A 19,116-nucleotide genomic window follows, 5' to 3' on the forward strand; every position below is an offset into this window, starting at 1 on the left:
GGGCTTGACCGGGCCGTGAGGATGGCCGGGTGGAGAACACCGCGTACCCCTGCCCCCGCTGCGGCGCACCCGCCGACCTCACCCGGGGGTGCTCCGGCTGCGGCCTGTCGCCGTACCCGCCGGCCGCCGAGGTGGTCCGGCTGGACCGGGAGATCGTCGCGCTCGGCCGGGAGGTGGAGCGGGCCCGCGGTGCGTACCAGGAGGTGTCGTCCCGGCTGCTCGCGGCGCAGCGCCGGCGGGCGGAGCTGGCGGCCCGGGTCCGCACCGAGGTCCCGCCGGTGTTGGCCGGCCGCCCGCCGAGCGGGCCGGTGCCGCCGGTCCCGGTGGCGTCCGGACCCCGGCCGGTGCCGGCGGTGCCCGGGCGGCCGGAAACCTCGACCCGGACAGTGCAGGGGCTGCTCTTCGTCCTCGGCGGGCTGCTGCTCGGCACCGCGGCGGTGGTCTTCACCGCCGTCGCCTGGGCGGCGGTCGGGGTCGCCGGCCGGGCGCTGATCCTGGCCGCGTTCACCGCGCTCGCCCTGGCCGTGCCGCTGCTGGCGGCGCGCCGCGGGCTGCGCGGCACCGCCGAGACGTTCGCCGCGGTGGGGCTGCTGCTGGTGGTCCTCGACGGGTACGCCGCCTGGGCGGCGGACCTGCTCGGCACGGCCGACTGGCCGGGCACCCGGTACGCCGCGCTGGTCGGAGGGGTCAGCGCGGCGGTCGCCGCCGGGTACGCCCGGCTGACCCGGCTGGCCGTGCCGTGGTTCGCGGCGCTGCTGGTCGCCCAGCCGGTGCTGCCGTTGGCCGCGGTCGAGGCCCGGCCCGGGGCGGGCGGTTGGACGCTGGTCCTGCTCGGGGTGGCGCTGCTCGACCTCGGGGTGGTGGTCGCGCTGCGCGGCCGGTCCGCGGCCGCTCCGGTTCCGGCCGGATCCGGTCCGGCCGGATCCGGTCCGGTCGGCCCCGCCTCGGCGGGTCCGGCGCCGGTCGTGACGGCAGGTCCGGCGCCGGCCGTTCCGGCCGCCACGGGTCCGGTTCCGGCCGGTCCGGTCCCGGTCGGGGCGGTCGGCGGCTCGGCGGCGGCCGGCGGGGGGCCGGTCGCCGACCCGCGCGTCCCGTCGGTGGTGGACGCCGGCCGGGTGCTCGCCTGGCTCGGCTTCGGCGTCGCGTCCACGCTCGCCGCCGGCTGCGCCCTGGTGCCGCTGGCCTGGGGGCGGGCCGCCGGCCAACCGGTGCTGGCCGGGCTGCCGATGCTGCTGGTGGGGCTGGTCCTGCTCGGCGCGGCGCTGGCCGCCGGCGGCCGGGCGTTCCGTCAGGTCGCGGCGGGGTTGCTGGTGCCCGTGCTGGCCGCCGCGCTGCTCCGGCCGGTGGCCGAGCTGCGGGCCGGGTTCCTGCTGCTGACGGCGGGTGTGGTGGGGGCCGGGCTGGCCGGGGCGGTCCGGCTGCTGCCGGCGCGGTTCCGCCCCGGTCCCCGGGTGGGTGCGCTGGTCGTCGTGGGCGGCCTGGTCCAGCTGGGCGCGCTGGCCACCGTGCTGCTCGCCGGCGGGGCGGTGGCCCGGTCGCTGCCCCCGTGGCACGGTGCCCCGGCCGGTCCCCAGCTGCCCTGGGGGTGGCAGCTCCCGATCGCCGTCGCGCTGACCGTCGGCGCGGTGGCGCTGCTGCTGCCCCGGGCGGCCCGCCCGGTGACCGCGCTGGCCGGTGTGGCGCTGACCGCGTCCGCCCTGCCGGCGGTGCCGGCCGCCACCCCGTGGCGGGCGGCGCTGGCGGTGGACCTCCTGGTCGGCGCGGCACTGCTGCTGGTCGCGGTGCGTCCGGGCCGCCGTACCCCGACCGTGCTGGCCGGCTCGCTGGCCGCCGCCGCGCTGCTCGGGCACGGGCTGCTGGTGGGGCTGGCCGCACCGGGCGGGACGCTGGCGGCGCTCGGCGTCGTGCTGGCCGTCGGGCTCGCCGCGCCGGTCCTCGCCAGCCGGGATGCCGCCGCGCCGCAGCGGGTCGCCGGGATCGCGCTGGTCGCGGCGCTGCTCGCGGTACCGGCCGGGGTGACGGTCGCGCTCCACGCGGCCGGGGCTCCGGGGTGGTGGCAGCTCCGGGGCGGGTTCGCCGCCGCCGCGCTGGTGCTCGGCGCGCTCCTCGCCGTCCGCCGGCTCCGGCCCGACCTCGACGGGTACGCCTCGACCGCGCTCGCCCTGTCGCTGGCCGTGCTCGGCCCGGCGGCGCTGGTCGTACCGGGCGGGGAACCCGTGGCGCTCTACGCCGCGCTCGCCGCGCTGCTGCTGGCGGTGGCTGATCGGGGAGCCGTCCTCGGGCGGCTGGTCGGCGGCGGGTCGACGGCGCTGGCGGTGCTGGCCGCCGCGCCGGTGACCGTGCGGGCGCTGACCTCCCCGTACGGCGGGCCGGTCCGGCCCTGGTCCGGTGCGCCCGCGCCGGTCGCCGTCCCCGGCGCGCCGGCCGTCGCGGCGGCCCTGCTGGTGCTGGCGGTCGCCGCCGCCCTCGTCGCCCGGCGCGCCGCCGGCGGCCGGGCCATCCCGGGACTGGCCGCGCTGCCCTTCGGGGCCGCCGCGCTGCCGGTGCTGCTGGTGACCGCCCGCACACCCTGGCCGACCGTGCCGGCGGCGGTGCTGCTGACCGGAGTCGCCGCGTTGCTGGTCGCCGCGCTGGCCGAGCCGGTCGGGCCACAGGCCCCGCCGGGGCTGGTCACGGTGCCGGTCGGGCTGGTCTGGACCGGTTGCGGGCTGGTCGGGCTGCTCGCCACCCGGGCCGGCACCCTCGCCGGGCTGGCGCTGCTGGTGGTCGCGGCGGCGGTGACGGGCGCCGCCGCGCGGCGGGCCGAGGTCCGGCTGCTCGGCTGGCTGGCGGCGGTCACCGCGGCGACCTGCTTCGCGGTGACCGCGCCGCTGGCCGCCGGGCTGCCCGTGCGGACGGCCGGCTTCGCGGTGCTCGCGGTGGCGGTGGTGGTGCTCTTCGCCGCGCCGCTGCTGGGTCGGCGCGGTCCCGGTCACCCCGCCGAGCTCCGGCTCGGCCGCCGGGCGCTGGAGGCGGCCGCGCAGGCGGTGGCGCTGGTGGCGCTGCTGCTCACCACCGCCGCGCCGCGGCACGCGGCTGCGGTCTGCGTCCTCTGGGGCGCCGCCGTCGCGCTGCGCGTGCTGCGGCGGGGCGAGTCCACCGCCGGCCGGTGGGCCCTCGCGGGCATCGCCGGCGGCAGTGAACTGCTCGGCGCCTGGCTGCTGCTCGCCGCCGGCGGCGTGGTGCTGCTGGAGGCGTACACCCTGCCGGCGGCCGGGCTGGCGCTGGCCGCGGGCCTCGTCGCGCTGCGTAGCCGCCCGGGGCTGACCAGCTGGCTGGCGCTCGGCCCGGGGCTCGCCGCCGGGCTGCTGCCCAGCCTGGCGTCGGTCCTGGGGGCACCCGAACCGCAGCCGTGGCGGCGGCTGCTGCTCGGCGCCGCCGCGCTGGGCGTGGTGCTGGCCGGCGCGACCCGGCGCTGGCAGGCTCCGGTCCTGCTGGGCGGGGCTACGCTTGTGTTGCTGGCGCTGTACGAGCTGGCCCGTGGTTGGGACCTGCTGCCCCGGTGGATCTATCTGGCGGTCGGTGGCCTCGCGTTGATCGCGTTGGCCGCCACGTACGAGCGGCGTCGCCGTGACCTGACCCGGCTGCGTGCCGCGGTGGGAAGCATGAGCTGAGGTAGGGCCAGCACCACCCCCGGTCCGGGGGTGGTCAGGATTACTCAGCGCGACGGCCGTGGCCAGAATCGATGATGGGCCCGCCGTTGGGGCGCGGCCCACCAAGATAGGGGCTCAGATGACGGCTTCGACGTTGGCTGACCGGCCGGCGCAACGCGGCAGCGACTACGCGGTGTTGTCCCGGCGGATCAGTGCGGCGGGACTGCTGCACCGGCGGCCGGGCCGGTACGCCGCCCGGATCGCGCTCACGACGGCGCTGTTCCTGGCGGGCTGGGCCGCGGTGCTGGTGGTCGGCGACTCGTGGGCGCAGTTGCTGCTGGCGGTGGTATTGGCGGTCGCCACCACCCAGGTGGCCTTCCTCGGCCACGACGCGGGGCACCGGCAGATGTTCCGCCGTCGCGGCCCGAGCGAGCTGGCCGGCCTGCTCGCCGGCAACCTGGCGGTCGGGATCAGCTACGGCTGGTGGGTGGACAAGCACAACCGGCACCACGCCAACCCCAACCACGAGGACGAGGATCCGGACGTCGGGGCCGGTGCCCTGGTCTGGACGTACGAGCAGGCGGCGGCGACCCGGGGCGTCGGGCGCTGGCTGGCCCGGCGGCAGGCGTGGCTGTTCTTCCCGATGCTGCTGCTGGAGGGGCTGAGCCTGCACGTGGCCAGCGTGCGGGCGCTGGTCGGCCGGGAGCCGGACGGCCGCTGGCGGACGCCGGTCCGGCACCGGGCCGTCGAGGCGGTGCTGCTCGCCGCGCACGGCGTCGGCTACCTGGCGCTGCTGCTCGCCGTGATGTCCCCGGTCAAGGCGCTCGCCTTCGCCGCCATCCACCAGGCTCTCTTTGGGCTCTACATGGGTTGCGCGTTCGCCCCGAACCACAAGGGCATGCCGATGCCGACCGCCGACGACGACCTGGACTACCTGCGTAAGCAGGTGCTCACCGCGCGCAACGTCCGGGGCGGCCGGTGGGTGGACCTCGCGCTCGGCGGCCTCAACCACCAGATCGAGCACCACCTCTTCCCCAACATGCCCCGGGGGAACCTGCGCCGGGCCCGGCCGATCGTGCGGGCGTACTGCGCCGAGCGGGGGATCGGGTACGCCGAGACCGAGCTGGTCGAGTCGTACCGGATGGCGCTGGGCCACCTGCACGAGGTCGGGCGGCCGCTGCGCGCCCGGTGACCCCGGTACCCGGGACGGGGCGGCACCGAGCGGTGCCACCCCGTCCCGTTCCGTGACCGGACCCTCGCCGCCGGTGGCGCGTCAGGCCCGCTGACCGGGGCACCGGTAGGGTCGTGTCATGGCAGACCTGCTCACCGCGGAGGCGGTGCGAGAAGAGCTGGGCGGGTTGACGGACTGGTCGGGCGACCCGACCGGCATCAGTCGTACCGTGCAGCTCGGCAGTTTCCCCGACGCCGTCGGCGTGGTGGACCGGGTGGCGGTGGTGGCCGAGGAGCTCGACCACCACCCCGACATCGACATCCGCTGGCGGACCCTGACCTTCCGCTGCGTGACCCATTCGGCCGGCGGGGTCACCCACCGTGACTTCGACCTGGCCCGTCGGATCGACGAGATCGTCCGGAGCGCCCGATGAGATTCGAGATCAGCAAGGTGCTGGACGCCATCGAGGGGCGGGTCTGCACCGATCCGTCCCTGGCCCGGGCCGTCCTCGACCTCGCCGAGGTGATCCGCTACCAGGACCTCGACGGTGGCCGGCCGGCCAGCCTGCTCCGCCTCGGCATGGTGATCGACGCCCTCTCCAGCGAGCTGGAGGAGGACAGCGTCCCGGTCTACGCCGTCGTGCACCGGGCCCTGCTCTCCGACGCCGACCTCACCTCCAACGAGCGGATGGTGGTCCGGCGGTGGGCCGACGACGGCCTGGTCGAGGTGCTCGACAACCCGGGCGACCGGATGCTGGAGGTGGCCGACCTGCTCGGGCTGCCGGTGCTCAGCCGGGTCCGCTTCGACGGCCTGCGCGGCCGGTTCCCGTGGCTGGTGGAGCAGCCGGGCCGGCTCCTCGCCCCGGTGCCGGGGGCCGGCGGGCCGGTCTTCGTCGCGCACGTCGGCGGCGGGCACACCCCGGTCGAGGGGGATCGCTCACCGGTCGGCGTGAAGCTGCTGGCCCGGCAGTGGCGCTGCCCGGAGCCGGGCTGCGCGCTCTTCGGCGGCGGCGGGGGCGGCGGTGCCTTCGCCGACCTGGCCCGGGTGGAGCGCGCTCCGGCCGGCCAGCCGCCGCCCGCGCTGCGCAACGGCGTGCCGACCTGTCCCCGGCACGGTGCCCGCCTCGGCGACGCCGGCCCGCGGCCGCGTACCGAGGTGCTCGCGGTCCGCATCGGCGGACTGATCCGGCGCCGGTTCGTGCTGACCGAGGAGCAGCCGGTGGTGGTCGGGCGGGCGCCCGAGCAGAGCGGCGGGATCGTGCTCGGCCAGTGGCTCAACGACGAGGCCCGCCGGTGGATCAGCCGCGGCCACGTCCGCTTCGAGCTGCGGGTCGGCGAGGTCATCGTGACCGACACCAGCACCAACGGCTCCGGCATCCGGCCGAACGGCTCGATGACCGAGTCGGACCGGATCCCGCTCACCCCCCACCAGTCCCGGGTGCTGGCCGGCGCGGACATGGTCGAGCTCTATCCCGGCGTCCAGGTCGGCCGGGCCGGCGAGCTGCCGACCGGCGCGCCCTTCACCCCCACCTCGGTGATGGCCGAGGCGCCCACGATGACGATGCGCCTGCCCCGCGCCTGACCGCTGCCGTCGCGGGCGGGGCAGACGAAGGCGGGCGCCGGGACCGTGGTCCCGACGCCCGCCTTCCGGGTACGGAGGTCAGCCGGCCAGCACGGCGGCGAGCTGGGCCACCGCGTGGTCGATCTCCTCTTCGGTGATCACCAGCGGCGGGGCCAGCCGGATCGTCGAGCCGTGGGTGTCCTTGGCGAGCACCCCGCGCTCGGCCAGCCGCTCGCAGGCCTCCCGGCCGCTCATCAGCGCCGGGTCGATGTCCAGGCCGGCCCAGAGGCCCCGACCCCGGACGGCGACCAGACCCTTGCCGATCAGCGACTGCAGGCCGGCGTGCAGCCGGGCGCCCAGCTCGGCGGAGCGGCGCTGGAACTCGCCGGTGGCCAGCAGCCGGACCACCTCGGTGGCGACCGCGCAGGCCAGCGGGTTGCCGCCGAAGGTCGAGCCGTGCTGGCCCGGCTTCAGCACACCCAGCACGTCGGCGTTCGCGGCGACCGCCGAGACCGGCACGATGCCGCCGCCGAGCGCCTTGCCCAGCAGGTACATGTCCGGCACGACGCCCTCGTGCTCGCAGGCGAAGGTGGCGCCGGTCCGGCCCAGGCCGGACTGGATCTCGTCGGCGATGAAGAGCACGTTGCGCTCGGTGCAGACCCGGCGGACGCCCGGCAGGTAGTCCTCCGGCGGCACCACGACGCCCTGCTCGCCCTGGATCGGCTCGAGCAGCACGGCGACGGTGTTCTCGTCGATCGCGTCGGCCAGCGCCGCCAGGTCGCCGTAGGGGACGATCGTGAAGCCCGGGGTGTACGGCCCGAAGTCGGCGCGGGCGTCCTCGTCGGTGGAGAAGCTGACGATGGTGGTCGTCCGGCCGTGGAAGTTGCCCTCGGCCACCACGATGTTCGCCTGGCCCGGCGTGACGCCCTTGACCTGGTAGCCCCACTTGCGGGCCACCTTGATGCCGGTCTCCACCGCCTCGGCGCCGGTGTTCATCGGCAGGACCAGGTCCTTGCCGCAGAGCTCGGCCAGCTCCCGGCAGAAGTCGGCGAACTGGTCGTGGATGAACGCCCGGCTGGTGAGGGTCAGCTTGTCGAGCTGCGCGTGCGCGGCGTCGATCAGCTTCGGGTGCCGGTGGCCGAAGTTCAGCGCCGAGTAGCCGGCGAGGCAGTCCAGGTAGCGACGGCCATCCACGTCCGTCAGCCAGGCGCCCTCGGCGGAGGAGATCACCACCGGCAGCGGGTGGTAGTTGTGCGCGGTGTACCGCTCCGCGTCCCGTACCGCGTCCGGAGTCCGCAACATGTCCTCGATCACTTGGTCGCCTTTCCCTGACGGAGTCGCAACGTGCAGCACTTCGGTCCGCCGCCGGCCTTGCGCAGCTCGGACAGGTCGATCCCGATGGTCTGGTAACCCCGGTCCCGCAGCTTGGCGGCCAGCTCGGTCGCCTGCGCCGGCAGCACCACATTCCTACCGTCGCTGACCGCGTTGAGGCCCAGCACCTCGGCGTCGGCCATGGTGGCGTGCACCGCGTCCGGGAAGAGCCGGCGCAGCACCGCCTGGCTGCCGGGGGAGAACGCCTCCGGCAGGTACGCCACGGTCCGCTCGTCCAGCACAGTGAGCGCGGTGTCCAGGTGGTAGAAGCGCGGGTCCACCAGCTGCATCGTGATCACCGGGTAGCCGAAGACCTCCTGCAGCTGGGCGTGCGAGGCGTGCGCGGTGCGGAAGCCGGTGCCGGCGAGCAGGTGGTCACCGACCAGCAGGACGTCACCCTCGCCCTCGTTGACGTGCTTCGGGTCGTACATCTCGAAGCCGGCGGCCTCGAACCAGGCGCGGTAGGCGGGGGCCTCGTCGGCGCGCTGCGGGTCGCGGAACTGCACCGCCATCGCCCTGCCGTCGATCACCGTGCCGCCGTTGGCGGCGAAGACCATGTCCGGCAGGCCGGCGACCGGGTCGATCAGCTCGACCTCGTGGCCCAGCTCCAGGTAGGTCTGGCGCAGCTGCTCCCACTGCCGGATGGCGAGGTCGGCGTCGACCGGCGCGGTTGGGTCCATCCACGGGTTGATCGCGTAGTCGACGGCGAAGTACGTCGGCCGGCACATCAGGAAGCGCTGGCTGGTGGCGTCCATCGTCATGTCCTGCTCCTGGGGGTCGGGCGCGCCCGGCCACCTCGGCCGACGGGCTGGCGCCGTTGGTCAACGGTATGCGGCCCGGTCGACGACATCCACCGCCAAGGCTTGCGTACGCCGATGGATCGTTGCGTCTGCCGACGGCCGAGCGGTGATTCGTTGCGTTGACGCTCACAGCGACGGGGCCGCCACCTCCGCTGGAGGGGACGGCCCCGGATGCGCTTCGGGGGCGGCGAAGCCGCCGCCGCCGAGAGAGTGCGTGCCCGGCTGGTGAACCACCAGGCTGGTCGGGCGTCGCCGGCGCACCGCCGGCGGGCAGGAAGATGCCCGTCAGAACCGGTCGACAAACTGTGAGTCGAGCCACTCGCGGAACCGGGCCACCCAGTCGCCGTCGGTGGTCGGCCAGTCGAACTGGCCGGTCATCGCGACGACGCCCAGCACCACCGCGGCCAGGCCGACCAGCACGCCGATCAGCGCGTCGGTCTTGCCGGCGATGTGCCGGCGCCGGGTCGCCATCAGGCCGAGCACGGAGAGCACCGCGCCGACCGCGCCGAGGCCGATGCCGTACCCGGCCAGCGTGCCGGTGAGGACGAACAGCGCGCCCGCCACCGCGACGATCAGGCCGAGGGTGGCCAGCAGGCTGGCCCGCGGCTTCGGGCCGGCGACCACCGGCGTCGGGGCCTTCACGGCGTCGGCGGGGTCCGCCGCCCGTTTGGCGGCCCGGTCCAGGTCGACCGTCCCCTCCTCGCCGGTCCGTACGGTGTCGTCGTCGACCGCCGCGACCGGCCGTACCGGCGTACGCGGCTCGTCGTCGATCGGGGCGACCCGGCCGGACGGTCCGCGCAGCGTGTCGTCGGCGGACCGCGCGGTGGCGGAGCGGGCCAGCGCGGCCCGGCGCTCCGCGTCGGCGTCGCGCTCGCCGTCGGTGGCCGCCGCGTTGCTGCGGTACGTCGCCCGGTCGGCGTCCCGGCCGGTCACCACCGGCTGCTCGTCGCGCCCGTCGATCCGTCCGTCGCCGTTGCTGTCCTGCGCCGGCTCGGTCCGGCGACGCGACAGTGAAGGAATGTTCATCACAACACCTCCTCGTCTATGCGTGGAGGCCTCGAAAGGGTCGGTGGCTGCCACGCGGGGTAACAATGGACAGTTACCCCGTCCGGTGATCGGCCACACTCAGCGTCCCGGCGCGCCCGGCTACCGTTGACCGGTGCCAGAGGGACACACCATCCACCGCCTGGCGGCCCGGCACGCCGAGCTCTTCGCCGGCGACAAGGTGACCGCCACCAGCCCGCAGGGCCGCTTCGCCGACGGCGCCGCCCGGCTCTCCGGCACCGTCCTCGACCGCACCGAGGCGTACGGCAAGCACCTGCTGCACCACTACGCCGACGAGCTCACCCTGCACATCCACCTCGGCCTGTACGGCAGGTTCACCGACGGCGCGGGGGAGCCGCCGGCGCCGGTCGGCCAGGTCCGGCTGCGGCTGACCAGCGACCGGCACTGGCTCGACCTGCGCGGCCCCACCGCCTGCGAGCTGCTCACCCCGCCCGAGGTGGCGGCGCTGCACGGCCGGCTCGGCCCGGACCCGCTGCGCGCCGACGCCGACCCCGAGCGGGCGTACGCCCGGATCCGGCGCAGCCCCACCCCGCTCGCCGCGCTGCTGCTGGACCAGTCGGTGGTGGCCGGCACCGGGCTGATCTTCGTCACCGAGGCGCTGTTCCGGGCCGGGCTGCCGCCGACCCTGCCCGGACGGGAGCTGACCCGGGCCGGCTGGGACGCGCTCTGGGCCGACCTGGTCGAGCTGATGACCCTGGCGGTGACGCGCGGCCGGATCGACACCGTGCGCGACGCCCACCTGCCCGAGGCGATGGGCCGTGCCGCCCGGGTCGACCGGCACGGCGGCGAGGTGTACGTCTACCGCCGCCCCGGCGCCGCCTGCCACGCCTGCGGGGGCGCGGTCAGCCGCGGCGAGCTGGCCGGCCGCAACCTCTACTGGTGCCCCACCTGCCAGCACGGCTGACCCCGCCCCGGCGGCGCCCGCCGCCGTTGCCCGCGGCCTCGCCGGTCGGCACGGTGCTCATCGGCCCTCGACCAGCCAGCGGACCACCTCGACCTGGTTGGTGAAGACGGTGTCCCCGTCGAGGCTCCAGGCCAGCGTCTGCCCGATCGTCCAGCCGAGCACCCGCTCCCGGTCCAGCCCCAGCGCACCCGTGATCCGGTCCAGCCGGCGTCGTACCGCCGCCGGCGAGTGTCCCAGCTGGGCGCCGCGCACGATCGGCGCCACGGCGAACTCCCGCTCGCCGACCAGCGGTTTCGGGTCGATCACCAGCCACGGCTCCCGGGTGGCCCGCAGCACGTTGCCGGCGTGCAGGTCCTGGTTGACCAGCACCTGTTCGCCCTGGCTGTCGACCAGTTCGGCGAGCCGGCCGAGCGCCGCGTCGAGCAGCCGCCGCTCGTACGGCCGGCCGGCCCGCTCCCACTTCGCCGGCAGCCGCTCCATCCAGCCGGCGGCCTCCTCGGCGAGCGGGGTGAACGGCGCGCCGGCCGTTCGCCACAGCCGGGGCAGCAGCCCGGCGACCACGTCCAGCGCCTCCTCGGGGGCGATGTGGTGCAGCGGGGAGCCGGGTACGCACCGCTCCACCAGCAGCGCCCGTCGTCGCGGGTCGTGGGCGAGCAGCAGGACCACCCCGCCACCGTCCCAGTGCGCCAGCGCGTCCGGCTCGTGAAGGCTGTCCGGTTCCGGGTACTGCAACTTCAGCACCGCCGGGGTGCCGTCGGGCAGCTCGGCGGGCATCGCCAGCGACGCGAAGGCGTACCCGAAGGGCGGGCCGAGCCGCAGCTCCCAGCGCGCGGCGCACTCGTCGCGCCACCGGGGCAGCACGGCCAGCCACTCCCGTCCGGCCGGCACCCGCCGCACCCACGACAATCCCTCCGGAATCTCCACCCGGCCAGCGGGTCAGCGGCGGCCGGAGTCGGCGAGGGCGTCGACGGCCTTGCGGGCGGCGATCAGCACCGGATCCCAGACCGGCGCGTACGGCGGGGCGTAGCCCAGGTCGAGCGCGGTCATCTCGTCCACGGTCATCTCGTTCCACAGCGCCACCGCGAGCGCGTCGATCCGCTTCGCCGCCTCGGAGCCGCCGACGATCTGCGCGCCCAGCAGCCGACCGGTGGGACGCTCGGCGATCAGCTTGATGGTCATCGGGCGGGCACCCGGGTAGTAGCCGGCCCGGCTGGTGGACTCGGCGACCACCGAGACGAACTCGAAGCCGGCGGCCGCCGCGTCCCGCTCCCGCAGGCCGGTCCGCCCCACCTCCAGGTCGCAGACCTTGGTCACGGCGGTGCCGATCACGCCGGGGAAGGTGGCGTACCCGCCGCCGATGTTGATCCCGGCCACCCGGCCCTGCTTGTTGGCGTGGGTGCCGAGCGCGATGTGCACCGGCAGGCCGCTGACCCGGTGCAGGGTCTCCACGCAGTCGCCGGCCGCCCAGACGTCCGGCATCCCGGCCACCCGCATCCGCCGGTCCACCCGTACCCCGCCGCTGGAGCCGAGGGGGAGTCCGGCGGCCTTGGCGAGCACGGTGTTGGGGCGTACCCCCAGGCCCAGGACCACGACGTCGGCCGGCACCGGCCCGTCGGCCGTGGTCACCGCGGACACCCGGCCGTCCCGCTCCTGGACGCCGGTCACCTCGGTGTCGGTACGGATCTCGATGCCCAGCCCGCGCATCGCCGTGGCGGCCAGCGCGGCCATTTCCGGGTCCACGGTGGACATCGGCTGCACGGCCTGCTCGATCAGGGTGACCGCCAGCCCGCGTTCGATCAGCGCCTCGGCCATCTCGACGCCGACGTAGCCGCCGCCGACCACCACCGCGCGGCGCGGGGTCGGCTCGCCGTCCAGCCAGGCGCGCAGCGCGGCCCCGTCGTCGAGGGTCTGGATGCCGAAGATGCCGTCGACGCCGCCGGTCGCCCACTCCGGCCGCACCGGCACCGCGCCGGTGGCGTACACCAGGGTGTCGAACCGCTCGCGGACCTCGCCGCCGCCGTCGAGCTGGCGGGCGACCACCTCGCGGCGCTCCAGGTCGATGCCGGTGACCTCGGTGCGCAGCCGCACGTCGATGGCGAAGTCGTCGCGGAAGGTGGCCGAGTCGCGGGCGATCAGCGCGTCCCGCTCCGGCACCACCCCGCTGATCCAGTACGGGATGCCGCACGCCGAGTACGACGTGAAGTGCCCCCGCTCGAAGGCGACGATCTCCAGGTCGTCGCGGCCGCGCCGGCGACGGGCCTGGGAGGCCGTCGCCATTCCGGCGGCGTCCCCGCCGATGACGATCAGCCGTTGCGTCACGGTGCCCAGTCTTCCACGGAAAGATCAGCCACGGGTCTGCCGCGCGACGTCGGCGACCACGTCCTCCAGCCGGCCGGTCCGGGCGTGGACGGCCCGCTGCCGGGCGGCCCCGGTGCCGTGCCGGCGCAGCCCACCCAGCAGACCGGTCACCTCGTCGAGGTCGCCGTGCTCCGCCAGGGCCGGCCGGACCCGGTCGACCAGCCGGTCCAGCAGCTCCCAGGCCGGCCGCAGCTCGCCGTTGGACAGGTCGACGCCCTCGCCCTCCAGCCCGTCGTGGGCGGCCCGCCAGTGCGCGGCGACCAGCAGGTGGTGGTCGGTGTTCACCGCCGGACGGCCCTCGGCGATGTCGGTCATCGCGGTCGCCACCAGGGCCCGCACCAGGGCCGCCACCAGCACGGTGTCATCCACCGTGGGGCAGACGTCGCCGATCCGGATCTCCACCGTGGGGTACTTCGCCGACAGCCGGGCGTACCAGTAGAGCATCCCCTCGTCGAGCATCACGCCGCTGGCGATCAGCTGCCGGATCAGCCGCTCGTAGTGCTCGTACGACTCCAGCCAGGGGGTGGGCGACACCGACGGCCAGTGTTCCCACTCGACGGAGCGCCAACTGGCGTAGCCGGTCTCCTCGCCCCGGGCGAAGGGGGAGTTGGTGGTCGCCGCGTGCAGCACGGGCAGCCAGGGCCGGACGTGGTTGAGCACCTGGACGCCGGTCTCCGGGGCGGGGACGCCGACGTGCACGTGCATGCCGTTGTTGCCGGGGCCGGGCACCAGCAGCCGGAACCGTTCGATCATCCGGTCGAAGCGGGGCTTGTCGACCACTGGCGGGACCGGGCCGTCCGCCGGGCCGGTGCCGATGGCGAGCAGCCGTACGCCGGCCCGCTCGGCGGCGTCGGCCAGCGCGGCGCGCAGCACGCCCAGCGAGTGCCGGATCGAGCTCAGCTCCAGCCCGGGCGGGCTGCCGATCTCGATCTGGCTGGTCTGGAACTCCCGCTCCACCTGGCCGCGCAGCTCGGCCGGCACCTGCTCCATCACCAGGTCGACGGCGGGCACCGCGGCCCCGGTGTGCGGGTCGACGAGCAGGAACTCCTCCTCCACCCCGACCGTGCGCAGGTCGGTACCGGCCTTCGCCGGGGTCTGCGCCCGCGCCGCCACGCCCCCGGACATCGCCATCACCGTCCCGATCCGTGCCGGTCGCGGCGGATCCGCCGCGGTGTCGACCGGTCAATTACCCACAGTGTCCGACGGGGGAAACGCGACACCCGGAACACACCGGCGGATGCTTACGATGGCCCGGTCCGCCGACGGTGCCGCCCCGGCACTCCCGCCGGTGACCGGCACCGAGGCGCTGCCGGGCGCCGGGGACAGGACGCGAGGGAGGCCAGGTGACCCCGACGACCGCGCCGCACTCTGTGACGACGCCGGCCACCCGCCGTGACGGCGGCGCCGGGCCGTCCGGCCGGGACTGGCGGCGTCAGGTCCCCCGGATCTTCGCCACGATGCTCTGGGCGATCGCCGCGGTCTGCGCGCTGGCCGCGCTGAGCAGCGCGGTCCGCTCCGACATCCAGCCGGTCCGCACCACCATCGACACGCTGCTGCTGCCGGCACCGGCCAACCTGGCGTACGCGGTCTTCATCGGCATCCTCGCCTCGGCGGTGCTGCGTCGCAAGCGGTTGGCCTACTGGGTGCTGGTCGTCTACTTCACGCTCAGCCTGGTGGTCGGCGCGCTGGCTGGCCTGCTGCTGGTGGCGATCGGTGCGGAGCGGCTCACCGACGACGCCGGGCAGCGGATCTTCAACATGGTCGAGACGGTCGGCGTCTGGGTCGGCACCGGCTTCGCCGCCGGCGCGCTGGCCCTGCTGCTGGCCGCCCGGCGGGAGTTCTACGCCCGGGTCCGCAGCGGCAGCACCCGCCGGGCGCTGGCGGTCTTCTTCGGGCTGGCGGCGGCCGCGGTCGGCGTCGGCTACCTGCTGCTCACCGCGGTCCCGGGCACCCTGCGGACCTGGCTGGACCGGCTCGGGTACGCCATCGAGAAGGTCTTCGGCGGCGCGATCACCCTGGACGTCACCCGGCAGGGGCAGGCCCCCGGCTGGGTCAACCTGCTGCTCGGCGCGATGGGCGCGGCGGCCATCCTGGCCGGGCTGTTCACCCTGCTCCGCTCGCAGCGGGCCGCCGCCGTGCTGCACCCGGAGGAGGAGCAACGGATCCGCTCGCTGCTGGCCCGGCACGGCGGGCGGGACTCGCTCGGCTACTTCGCCACCCGTCGGGACAAGGCGGCGATCTTCTCGGCCAGCGGCAAGGCCGCGATCACCTACCGGGTGGTCAACGGGGTGAGCCTGGCCAGCGGGGACCCGGTGGGCGACCCGGAGGCCTGGGGGCCGGCCATCGAGGCCTGGCTCGACCAGGCCCGGGAGTACGCCTGGACGCCGGCGGTGATGGGCGCGAGCGAAGCCGGCGCGCGGGCCCACCACCGACACGGGCTCAAGGTGCTGCAACTGGGCGACGAAGCGATCCTGCTGGCCCGGGAGTTCGACCTGGACGGGCGGGACATGCGCCCGGTACGCCAGGCCGTGCACCGGGTCGAGCGAGCCGGCTACACCGCCCGGGTCCGCCGGCACGCCGAGATCCCGGCGGAGGAACTGGCCACCCTCGCCGGCCTGGCCACCAGTTGGCGGGACACCGAGCACGAGCGGGGCTTCTCGATGGCTCTGGGCCGGCTCGGCGACCCGGCCGACGGCGACTGCGTGCTGGTCGAGGCGCACGACGGCACGGGCCGGGTGCGCGCGCTGCTGTCGCTGAGCCCGTGGGGCGCCGACGGGCTGTCGCTGGACCTGATGCGCCGCGACCGGACCGCCGACAACGGAGTCACCGAGTTCATGGTCGTGGCGCTGCTGGGCGCCGCGTCCCGGCTCGACGTCGAGCGGGTGTCGCTGAACTTCGCGGTCTTCCGCTCGGTCTTCGAGCAGGGCGCCCGGATCGGCGCCGGCCCGATCATCCGGCTCTGGCGGCACGCCCTGCTCTTCTTCTCCCGCTGGTGGCAGCTGGAGTCGCTGTACCTGTCCAACGCCAAGTATCAGCCGCACTGGACGCCCCGCTACCTCTGCTTCGGGGAGCGCCGGGAACTCGCCCGGGTGGGTCTCGCCGCGGCGGTCGCCGAGGGCTTCCTCGCCCTGCCCGGTGGCCGTCCCGCGCCGCTGCACGGGGTGCCGCGCGCTGGCGGAGGGGTGGACTTCGTCCCGCCGGACGCCGGCGCGGTGCACGCGGTCACCCCCGAGCGGGCCGCGGAGCACCGGCCGGAGCAGGTCCGGGTACGCCTGGCCAAGCTGGACCGGCTGCGCGCCGAGGGAGTCGACCCGTACCCGGTGGGCTACCCGCGTACCGACAGCTGCGCGGCGGTGCGCGCCCGGCACGCCGGGCTGGCGCCGGACAGCGGGACGGGGGAGACCGTTGCGGTGGCCGGCCGGGTGCTGCTGGTCCGCGACTTCGGCGGGATCTGCTTCGCCACCGTCCGGGACGGCAGCGGCGACCTGCAACTGGTGCTGGAGCACGACCTGGACCGGTGGCGGGGCGCCGTGGACATCGGCGACCACGTCGGCGCGACCGGCGAGGTGTACGCCACGAAGCGCGGCGAGGTGTCGGTGCGGGTGGCGGACTGGCGGCTGACCGCCAAATGCCTGCGCCCACTGCCGGACAAGCACCGCGGGCTGGCCGACCCGGAGGCCCGGGTCCGGCAGCGCTACCTCGACCTGGCCACCAGCACCGAGGCGCGGGACCTGCTGCGGGCCCGCGGCGCCGCCCTGCACAGCCTGCGGCAGTCCCTGGTCGCCCGGGACTTCCTCGAGGTGGAGACCCCGATCCTGCAGCGCGTGCACGGCGGGGCCAACGCCCGCCCGTTCGTCACCCACAGCAACGCCTACGACCTGCGGCTGCACCTGCGGATCGCGCCCGAGCTCTATCTGAAGCGGCTCGCCGTGGGCGGGGTCGAGCGGGTGTACGAGCTGGGTCGGGCGTTCCGCAACGAGGGCGTCGACTACAGCCACAACCCGGAGTTCACCGTGCTGGAGGCGTATCAGGCGTACGCCGACTACCACGACATGCGGGAGCTGGCCCGGGAGTTGATCGTCGCGGCGGCGGTGGCGGTACACGGCGCGCCGCTGGCCCGCCGTCCCGGCACCGGGGAGCCGGTGGACATCGGCGGCCGGTGGCCGGTGCGGACGGTCAACGAGGCGGTCTCCGCCGCGCTCGGCGAGGAGGTCACCGCCGACACCGAGCTGGCTACGCTGCGCAAGCTCTGTGACACGGCCGGGGTGTCGTACGACCCGCGCTGGGAGCGCGGCGCGGTGCTGCTGGAGCTCTACGAGCGGCTGGTCGAGGCGCGGACCGAGGTGCCCACGTTCTACCTGGACTTCCCGACCGACGTCTCGCCGCTGACCCGGCAGCACCGGGACGACCCACGGCTGGCGGAGCGGTGGGACCTGGTGGCGTTCGGGATGGAGCTGGGCACCGCGTACACGGAGCTGGTGGACCCGACCGAGCAGCGGCGCCGGCTGACCGCGCAGTCGCTGAAGGCGGCCGGCGGCGACCCGGAGGCGATGGAGCTGGACGAGGACTTCCTCACCGCGCTGGAGTACGCGATGCCGCCGACCGGTGGCCTGGGTCTGGGCGTGGACCGGCTGGTGATGCTGCTGACCGGCCGGTCGATCCGGGAGACGCTGCCGTTCCCGCTGGTCCGCGAGTCCTCGTGAGCCCGTCCCGGCCGGCCCGGGCGCTGCCGGCGGCGGCGCTCGCGCTGGCGGCGGTGCTCTACTGTTCCTGGCTGCTCGGCCCGCTGCTGAACCCGGCGCTCGGCCTCACCCACGGGTACGCCAGCGAGCTGGCCGCCCGGGACCAGCCGTGGCACCTGGTCTTCGGGCTGGGTGACGTGCTGACCGGGGTGGTCGCGGTGGTCGTCGGGGCGCTGCTGGCGGTGACCTCCCGGGGCGCGCCCCGGGTGGCCTGGCTCGGGTTGGTGTTCTTCGGGGCGGCCACCGCGCTGGACGGCGGGGTGACCCCGATGGACTGTTCCCCGTCGACCGACGCGCAGTGCGCCCGGCTGGAGGGGCTGGGCGGCCTCTCCTGGCGGCACGAGGCGCACTCGGTCACCTCGTCGCTGGCGGTGGCCGGCGGCGTGGTCTCCCTGATCGCGATCCTGGCCGTGCTCCGCACGCCGGCGTGGCGGCGGTGGGGGATCGCGGTGGCGGTGGTCCTGCTGGCCGGCACGGTGGTCACGCTGGTCGAGACCATCGACCCGGACGCCACTCTCGGGGCCTGGCAGCGGGTCCAGCTGGTGGGCCTTTCCGGCTGGTTGCTGCTCGCCGCCGCGGTCGCCGCCCGACCGGGCAGCCGCGCGCCGCGCCGCGACCGGCCGCGGCCGACGACGGACGCCCCGGGCGGGTCCGGTTGAACGGCCCTTCGGGCGGGCCTGCCGGCCTGGGCGGCGGCACCGGCGGACCCGGCCCGGCCGTGCTGCTCTGCGCGGGGATGGGGGAGGGCGCCGGCACCTGGGCCGCCCTCGTCCCGTTGCTCGCCGGCCGGCACCGGGTGGCGCTGCTCGACCGGCCCGGGCTGGGGGTCGTACCGGACGACGGGCGGGTGCCGACGCTGGCCGGGGAGGTGGCTCGGATCGCTCCGCTGGTCGAGGAGCTGGGGAGGCCGGTGCTGGTGGCGCACTCGGCGGCGGCGCTGCCCGCCGAGGCGTACGCGCGATGCCACCGGGGGCGGCTCGCCGGCCTGGTGCTGGTCGATCCGAGCCTGGTCGAGGTGCCGGGCCCGGCGTGGGGCGCGGCACGGGCGGCCCGTCTCGTCGCCGCCGGGGCGCCGGCCCTCGGCGCCGCCCTCGACCGGGTCGGGCTGGCCCGCCGCCTGGGCCCGTGGGCGTGGACCCGGGCGGTCCGCCGGATGAGCGTGCTGCCGCCCGATCCGGCCCGGGCGGTGCCGTACCGCTCGGGGGCGGTGCTGGTCCGGGTGCTGGTGGAGTGGCTGGCGTACCCGGCGATGGCCGCGGAGCTGGTGGCCCTGCGCCGGCGTACCGCCCCGCCGGCGGTGCCGGTGGTGGTGCTGACCGCCCTCGGCGACGTGGCCACGGCCTCCGGACGGGCGGCGTGGCGGGCCGGGCACGCGCGGCTCGCCGCGAGCTTCCCGGCGGGTCGGCAGGAGGTGCTGCGGGACGCCCGGCACCTGGTGCACCGGGACCGTCCGGAGGTGGTGGCCGCCGCCGTTGCGGCCGTCGGGCGTGACAGCGGGTCCTAGCCTGGTCCC

General features: G+C 76.1%; 14 protein-coding genes. 8 read left to right on the forward strand and 6 right to left on the reverse strand.

What is annotated here, in order from left to right; all coding sequences use genetic code 11:
- Positions 1–29: 29 nt before the first annotated feature.
- The 4 genes from ACLQ2U_RS24095 (at position 30) to ACLQ2U_RS24110 (ending at position 6,384) form a co-directional block, all read left to right on the forward strand.
- Positions 30–3,653 carry an SCO7613 C-terminal domain-containing membrane protein gene (locus ACLQ2U_RS24095; protein ID WP_425753019.1) on the forward strand — a complete coding sequence of 1,208 codons (3,624 nt, stop codon included), beginning with the start codon at positions 30–32 and terminating at the stop codon, positions 3,651–3,653.
- Between the two features lie 118 nt (positions 3,654–3,771).
- Positions 3,772–4,824 (forward strand): fatty acid desaturase family protein, encoded by a 1,053-nt coding sequence (locus ACLQ2U_RS24100; RefSeq protein WP_425753020.1) that lies wholly within the window; start codon positions 3,772–3,774, stop codon positions 4,822–4,824.
- Between the two features lie 118 nt (positions 4,825–4,942).
- Positions 4,943–5,236 (forward strand): 4a-hydroxytetrahydrobiopterin dehydratase, encoded by a 294-nt coding sequence (locus tag ACLQ2U_RS24105; RefSeq protein ID WP_425753021.1) that lies wholly within the window; start codon positions 4,943–4,945, stop codon positions 5,234–5,236.
- Entirely contained in the window at positions 5,233–6,384 is a 1,152-nt protein-coding gene (locus tag ACLQ2U_RS24110) for an FHA domain-containing protein (protein ID WP_425753022.1), read from the forward strand. The genes ACLQ2U_RS24105 and ACLQ2U_RS24110 overlap by 4 nt, the downstream gene beginning before the upstream one ends.
- Before the next feature lie 78 nt (positions 6,385–6,462).
- On the opposite strand, the gene rocD is transcribed toward ACLQ2U_RS24110, so the two are convergent.
- The 3 genes from rocD to ACLQ2U_RS24125 all read right to left on the reverse strand — a co-directional run bounded on the left by rocD (position 6,463) and on the right by ACLQ2U_RS24125 (position 9,560).
- Complete coding sequence (rocD, locus tag ACLQ2U_RS24115; RefSeq protein WP_425753023.1) at positions 6,463–7,677, reverse strand: ornithine--oxo-acid transaminase; 1,215 nt, start codon at positions 7,675–7,677, stop codon at positions 6,463–6,465.
- Positions 7,674–8,489, reverse strand: a complete 816-nt coding sequence (gene ddaH / locus ACLQ2U_RS24120; protein WP_425753102.1) for a dimethylargininase — start codon at positions 8,487–8,489, stop codon at positions 7,674–7,676. The genes rocD and ddaH overlap by 4 nt, the downstream gene beginning before the upstream one ends.
- A gap of 330 nt (positions 8,490–8,819) precedes the next feature.
- Positions 8,820–9,560 carry a thrombospondin gene (locus ACLQ2U_RS24125; RefSeq protein ID WP_425753024.1) on the reverse strand — a complete coding sequence of 247 codons (741 nt, stop codon included), beginning with the start codon at positions 9,558–9,560 and terminating at the stop codon, positions 8,820–8,822.
- Between the two features lie 133 nt (positions 9,561–9,693).
- Here ACLQ2U_RS24125 and ACLQ2U_RS24130 point away from each other — a divergent pair, with 133 nt between their 5' ends.
- Positions 9,694–10,503, forward strand: coding sequence for an Fpg/Nei family DNA glycosylase (locus tag ACLQ2U_RS24130; protein ID WP_425753025.1), 810 nt, complete (start codon positions 9,694–9,696; stop codon positions 10,501–10,503).
- 57 nt (positions 10,504–10,560) lie between these two features.
- Here the strand turns inward: ACLQ2U_RS24130 and ACLQ2U_RS24135 are convergent, their stop codons facing one another.
- From ACLQ2U_RS24135 to ACLQ2U_RS24145, 3 genes are read right to left on the reverse strand one after another with little or no spacing between them, the layout of a single operon-like run.
- The gene (locus tag ACLQ2U_RS24135) at positions 10,561–11,427 is read right to left on the reverse strand and encodes an aminoglycoside phosphotransferase family protein (protein ID WP_425753026.1); all 867 of its coding nucleotides are present in this window, start codon (positions 11,425–11,427) and stop codon (positions 10,561–10,563) included.
- A 12-nt stretch (positions 11,428–11,439) separates the two neighbouring features.
- Positions 11,440–12,822, reverse strand: coding sequence for an FAD-dependent oxidoreductase (locus tag ACLQ2U_RS24140; RefSeq protein WP_425753027.1), 1,383 nt, complete (start codon positions 12,820–12,822; stop codon positions 11,440–11,442).
- A 24-nt stretch (positions 12,823–12,846) separates the two neighbouring features.
- A complete protein-coding gene (locus ACLQ2U_RS24145; protein WP_425753028.1) occupies positions 12,847–13,995 on the reverse strand; it encodes a carboxylate-amine ligase in 1,149 nt (382 codons plus the stop codon).
- Between the two features lie 209 nt (positions 13,996–14,204).
- On the opposite strand from ACLQ2U_RS24145, the gene lysX reads away from it, so the two are divergent.
- Genes lysX through ACLQ2U_RS24160 form a run of 3 tightly spaced genes read left to right on the forward strand, consistent with a single transcriptional unit; the run spans position 14,205 to position 19,107 of the window.
- Positions 14,205–17,564, forward strand: coding sequence for a bifunctional lysylphosphatidylglycerol synthetase/lysine--tRNA ligase LysX (gene lysX / locus ACLQ2U_RS24150; protein ID WP_425753029.1), 3,360 nt, complete (start codon positions 14,205–14,207; stop codon positions 17,562–17,564).
- Positions 17,561–18,262 (forward strand): DUF998 domain-containing protein, encoded by a 702-nt coding sequence (locus ACLQ2U_RS24155; RefSeq protein WP_425753030.1) that lies wholly within the window; start codon positions 17,561–17,563, stop codon positions 18,260–18,262. Before lysX ends, ACLQ2U_RS24155 begins: the two co-directional genes overlap by 4 nt.
- Positions 18,259–19,107 (forward strand): alpha/beta fold hydrolase, encoded by an 849-nt coding sequence (locus tag ACLQ2U_RS24160; protein WP_425753031.1) that lies wholly within the window; start codon positions 18,259–18,261, stop codon positions 19,105–19,107. Before ACLQ2U_RS24155 ends, ACLQ2U_RS24160 begins: the two co-directional genes overlap by 4 nt.
- Positions 19,108–19,116 lie beyond the last annotated feature (9 nt).

The organism is Micromonospora sp. DT47 (genome assembly GCF_049844475.1).
In the GTDB taxonomy this organism is placed as follows: domain Bacteria; phylum Actinomycetota; class Actinomycetes; order Mycobacteriales; family Micromonosporaceae; genus Micromonospora.

What these genes read in the sequence shown, in the direction of transcription:
- ACLQ2U_RS24100 (WP_425753020.1), top strand. Translation starts at nt 3,772, where the DNA reads ATGACGGCTTCGACGTTGGCTGACCGGCCGGCGCAACGCGGCAGCGAC.
- ACLQ2U_RS24110 (WP_425753022.1), top strand. Translation starts at nt 5,233, where the DNA reads ATGAGATTCGAGATCAGCAAGGTGCTGGACGCCATCGAGGGGCGGGTC.
- ACLQ2U_RS24125 (WP_425753024.1), bottom strand. Translation starts at nt 9,560, where the DNA reads ATGAACATTCCTTCACTGTCGCGTCGCCGGACCGAGCCGGCGCAGGAC.
- ddaH (WP_425753102.1), bottom strand. Translation starts at nt 8,489, where the DNA reads ATGGACGCCACCAGCCAGCGCTTCCTGATGTGCCGGCCGACGTACTTC.
- ACLQ2U_RS24105 (WP_425753021.1), top strand. Translation starts at nt 4,943, where the DNA reads ATGGCAGACCTGCTCACCGCGGAGGCGGTGCGAGAAGAGCTGGGCGGG.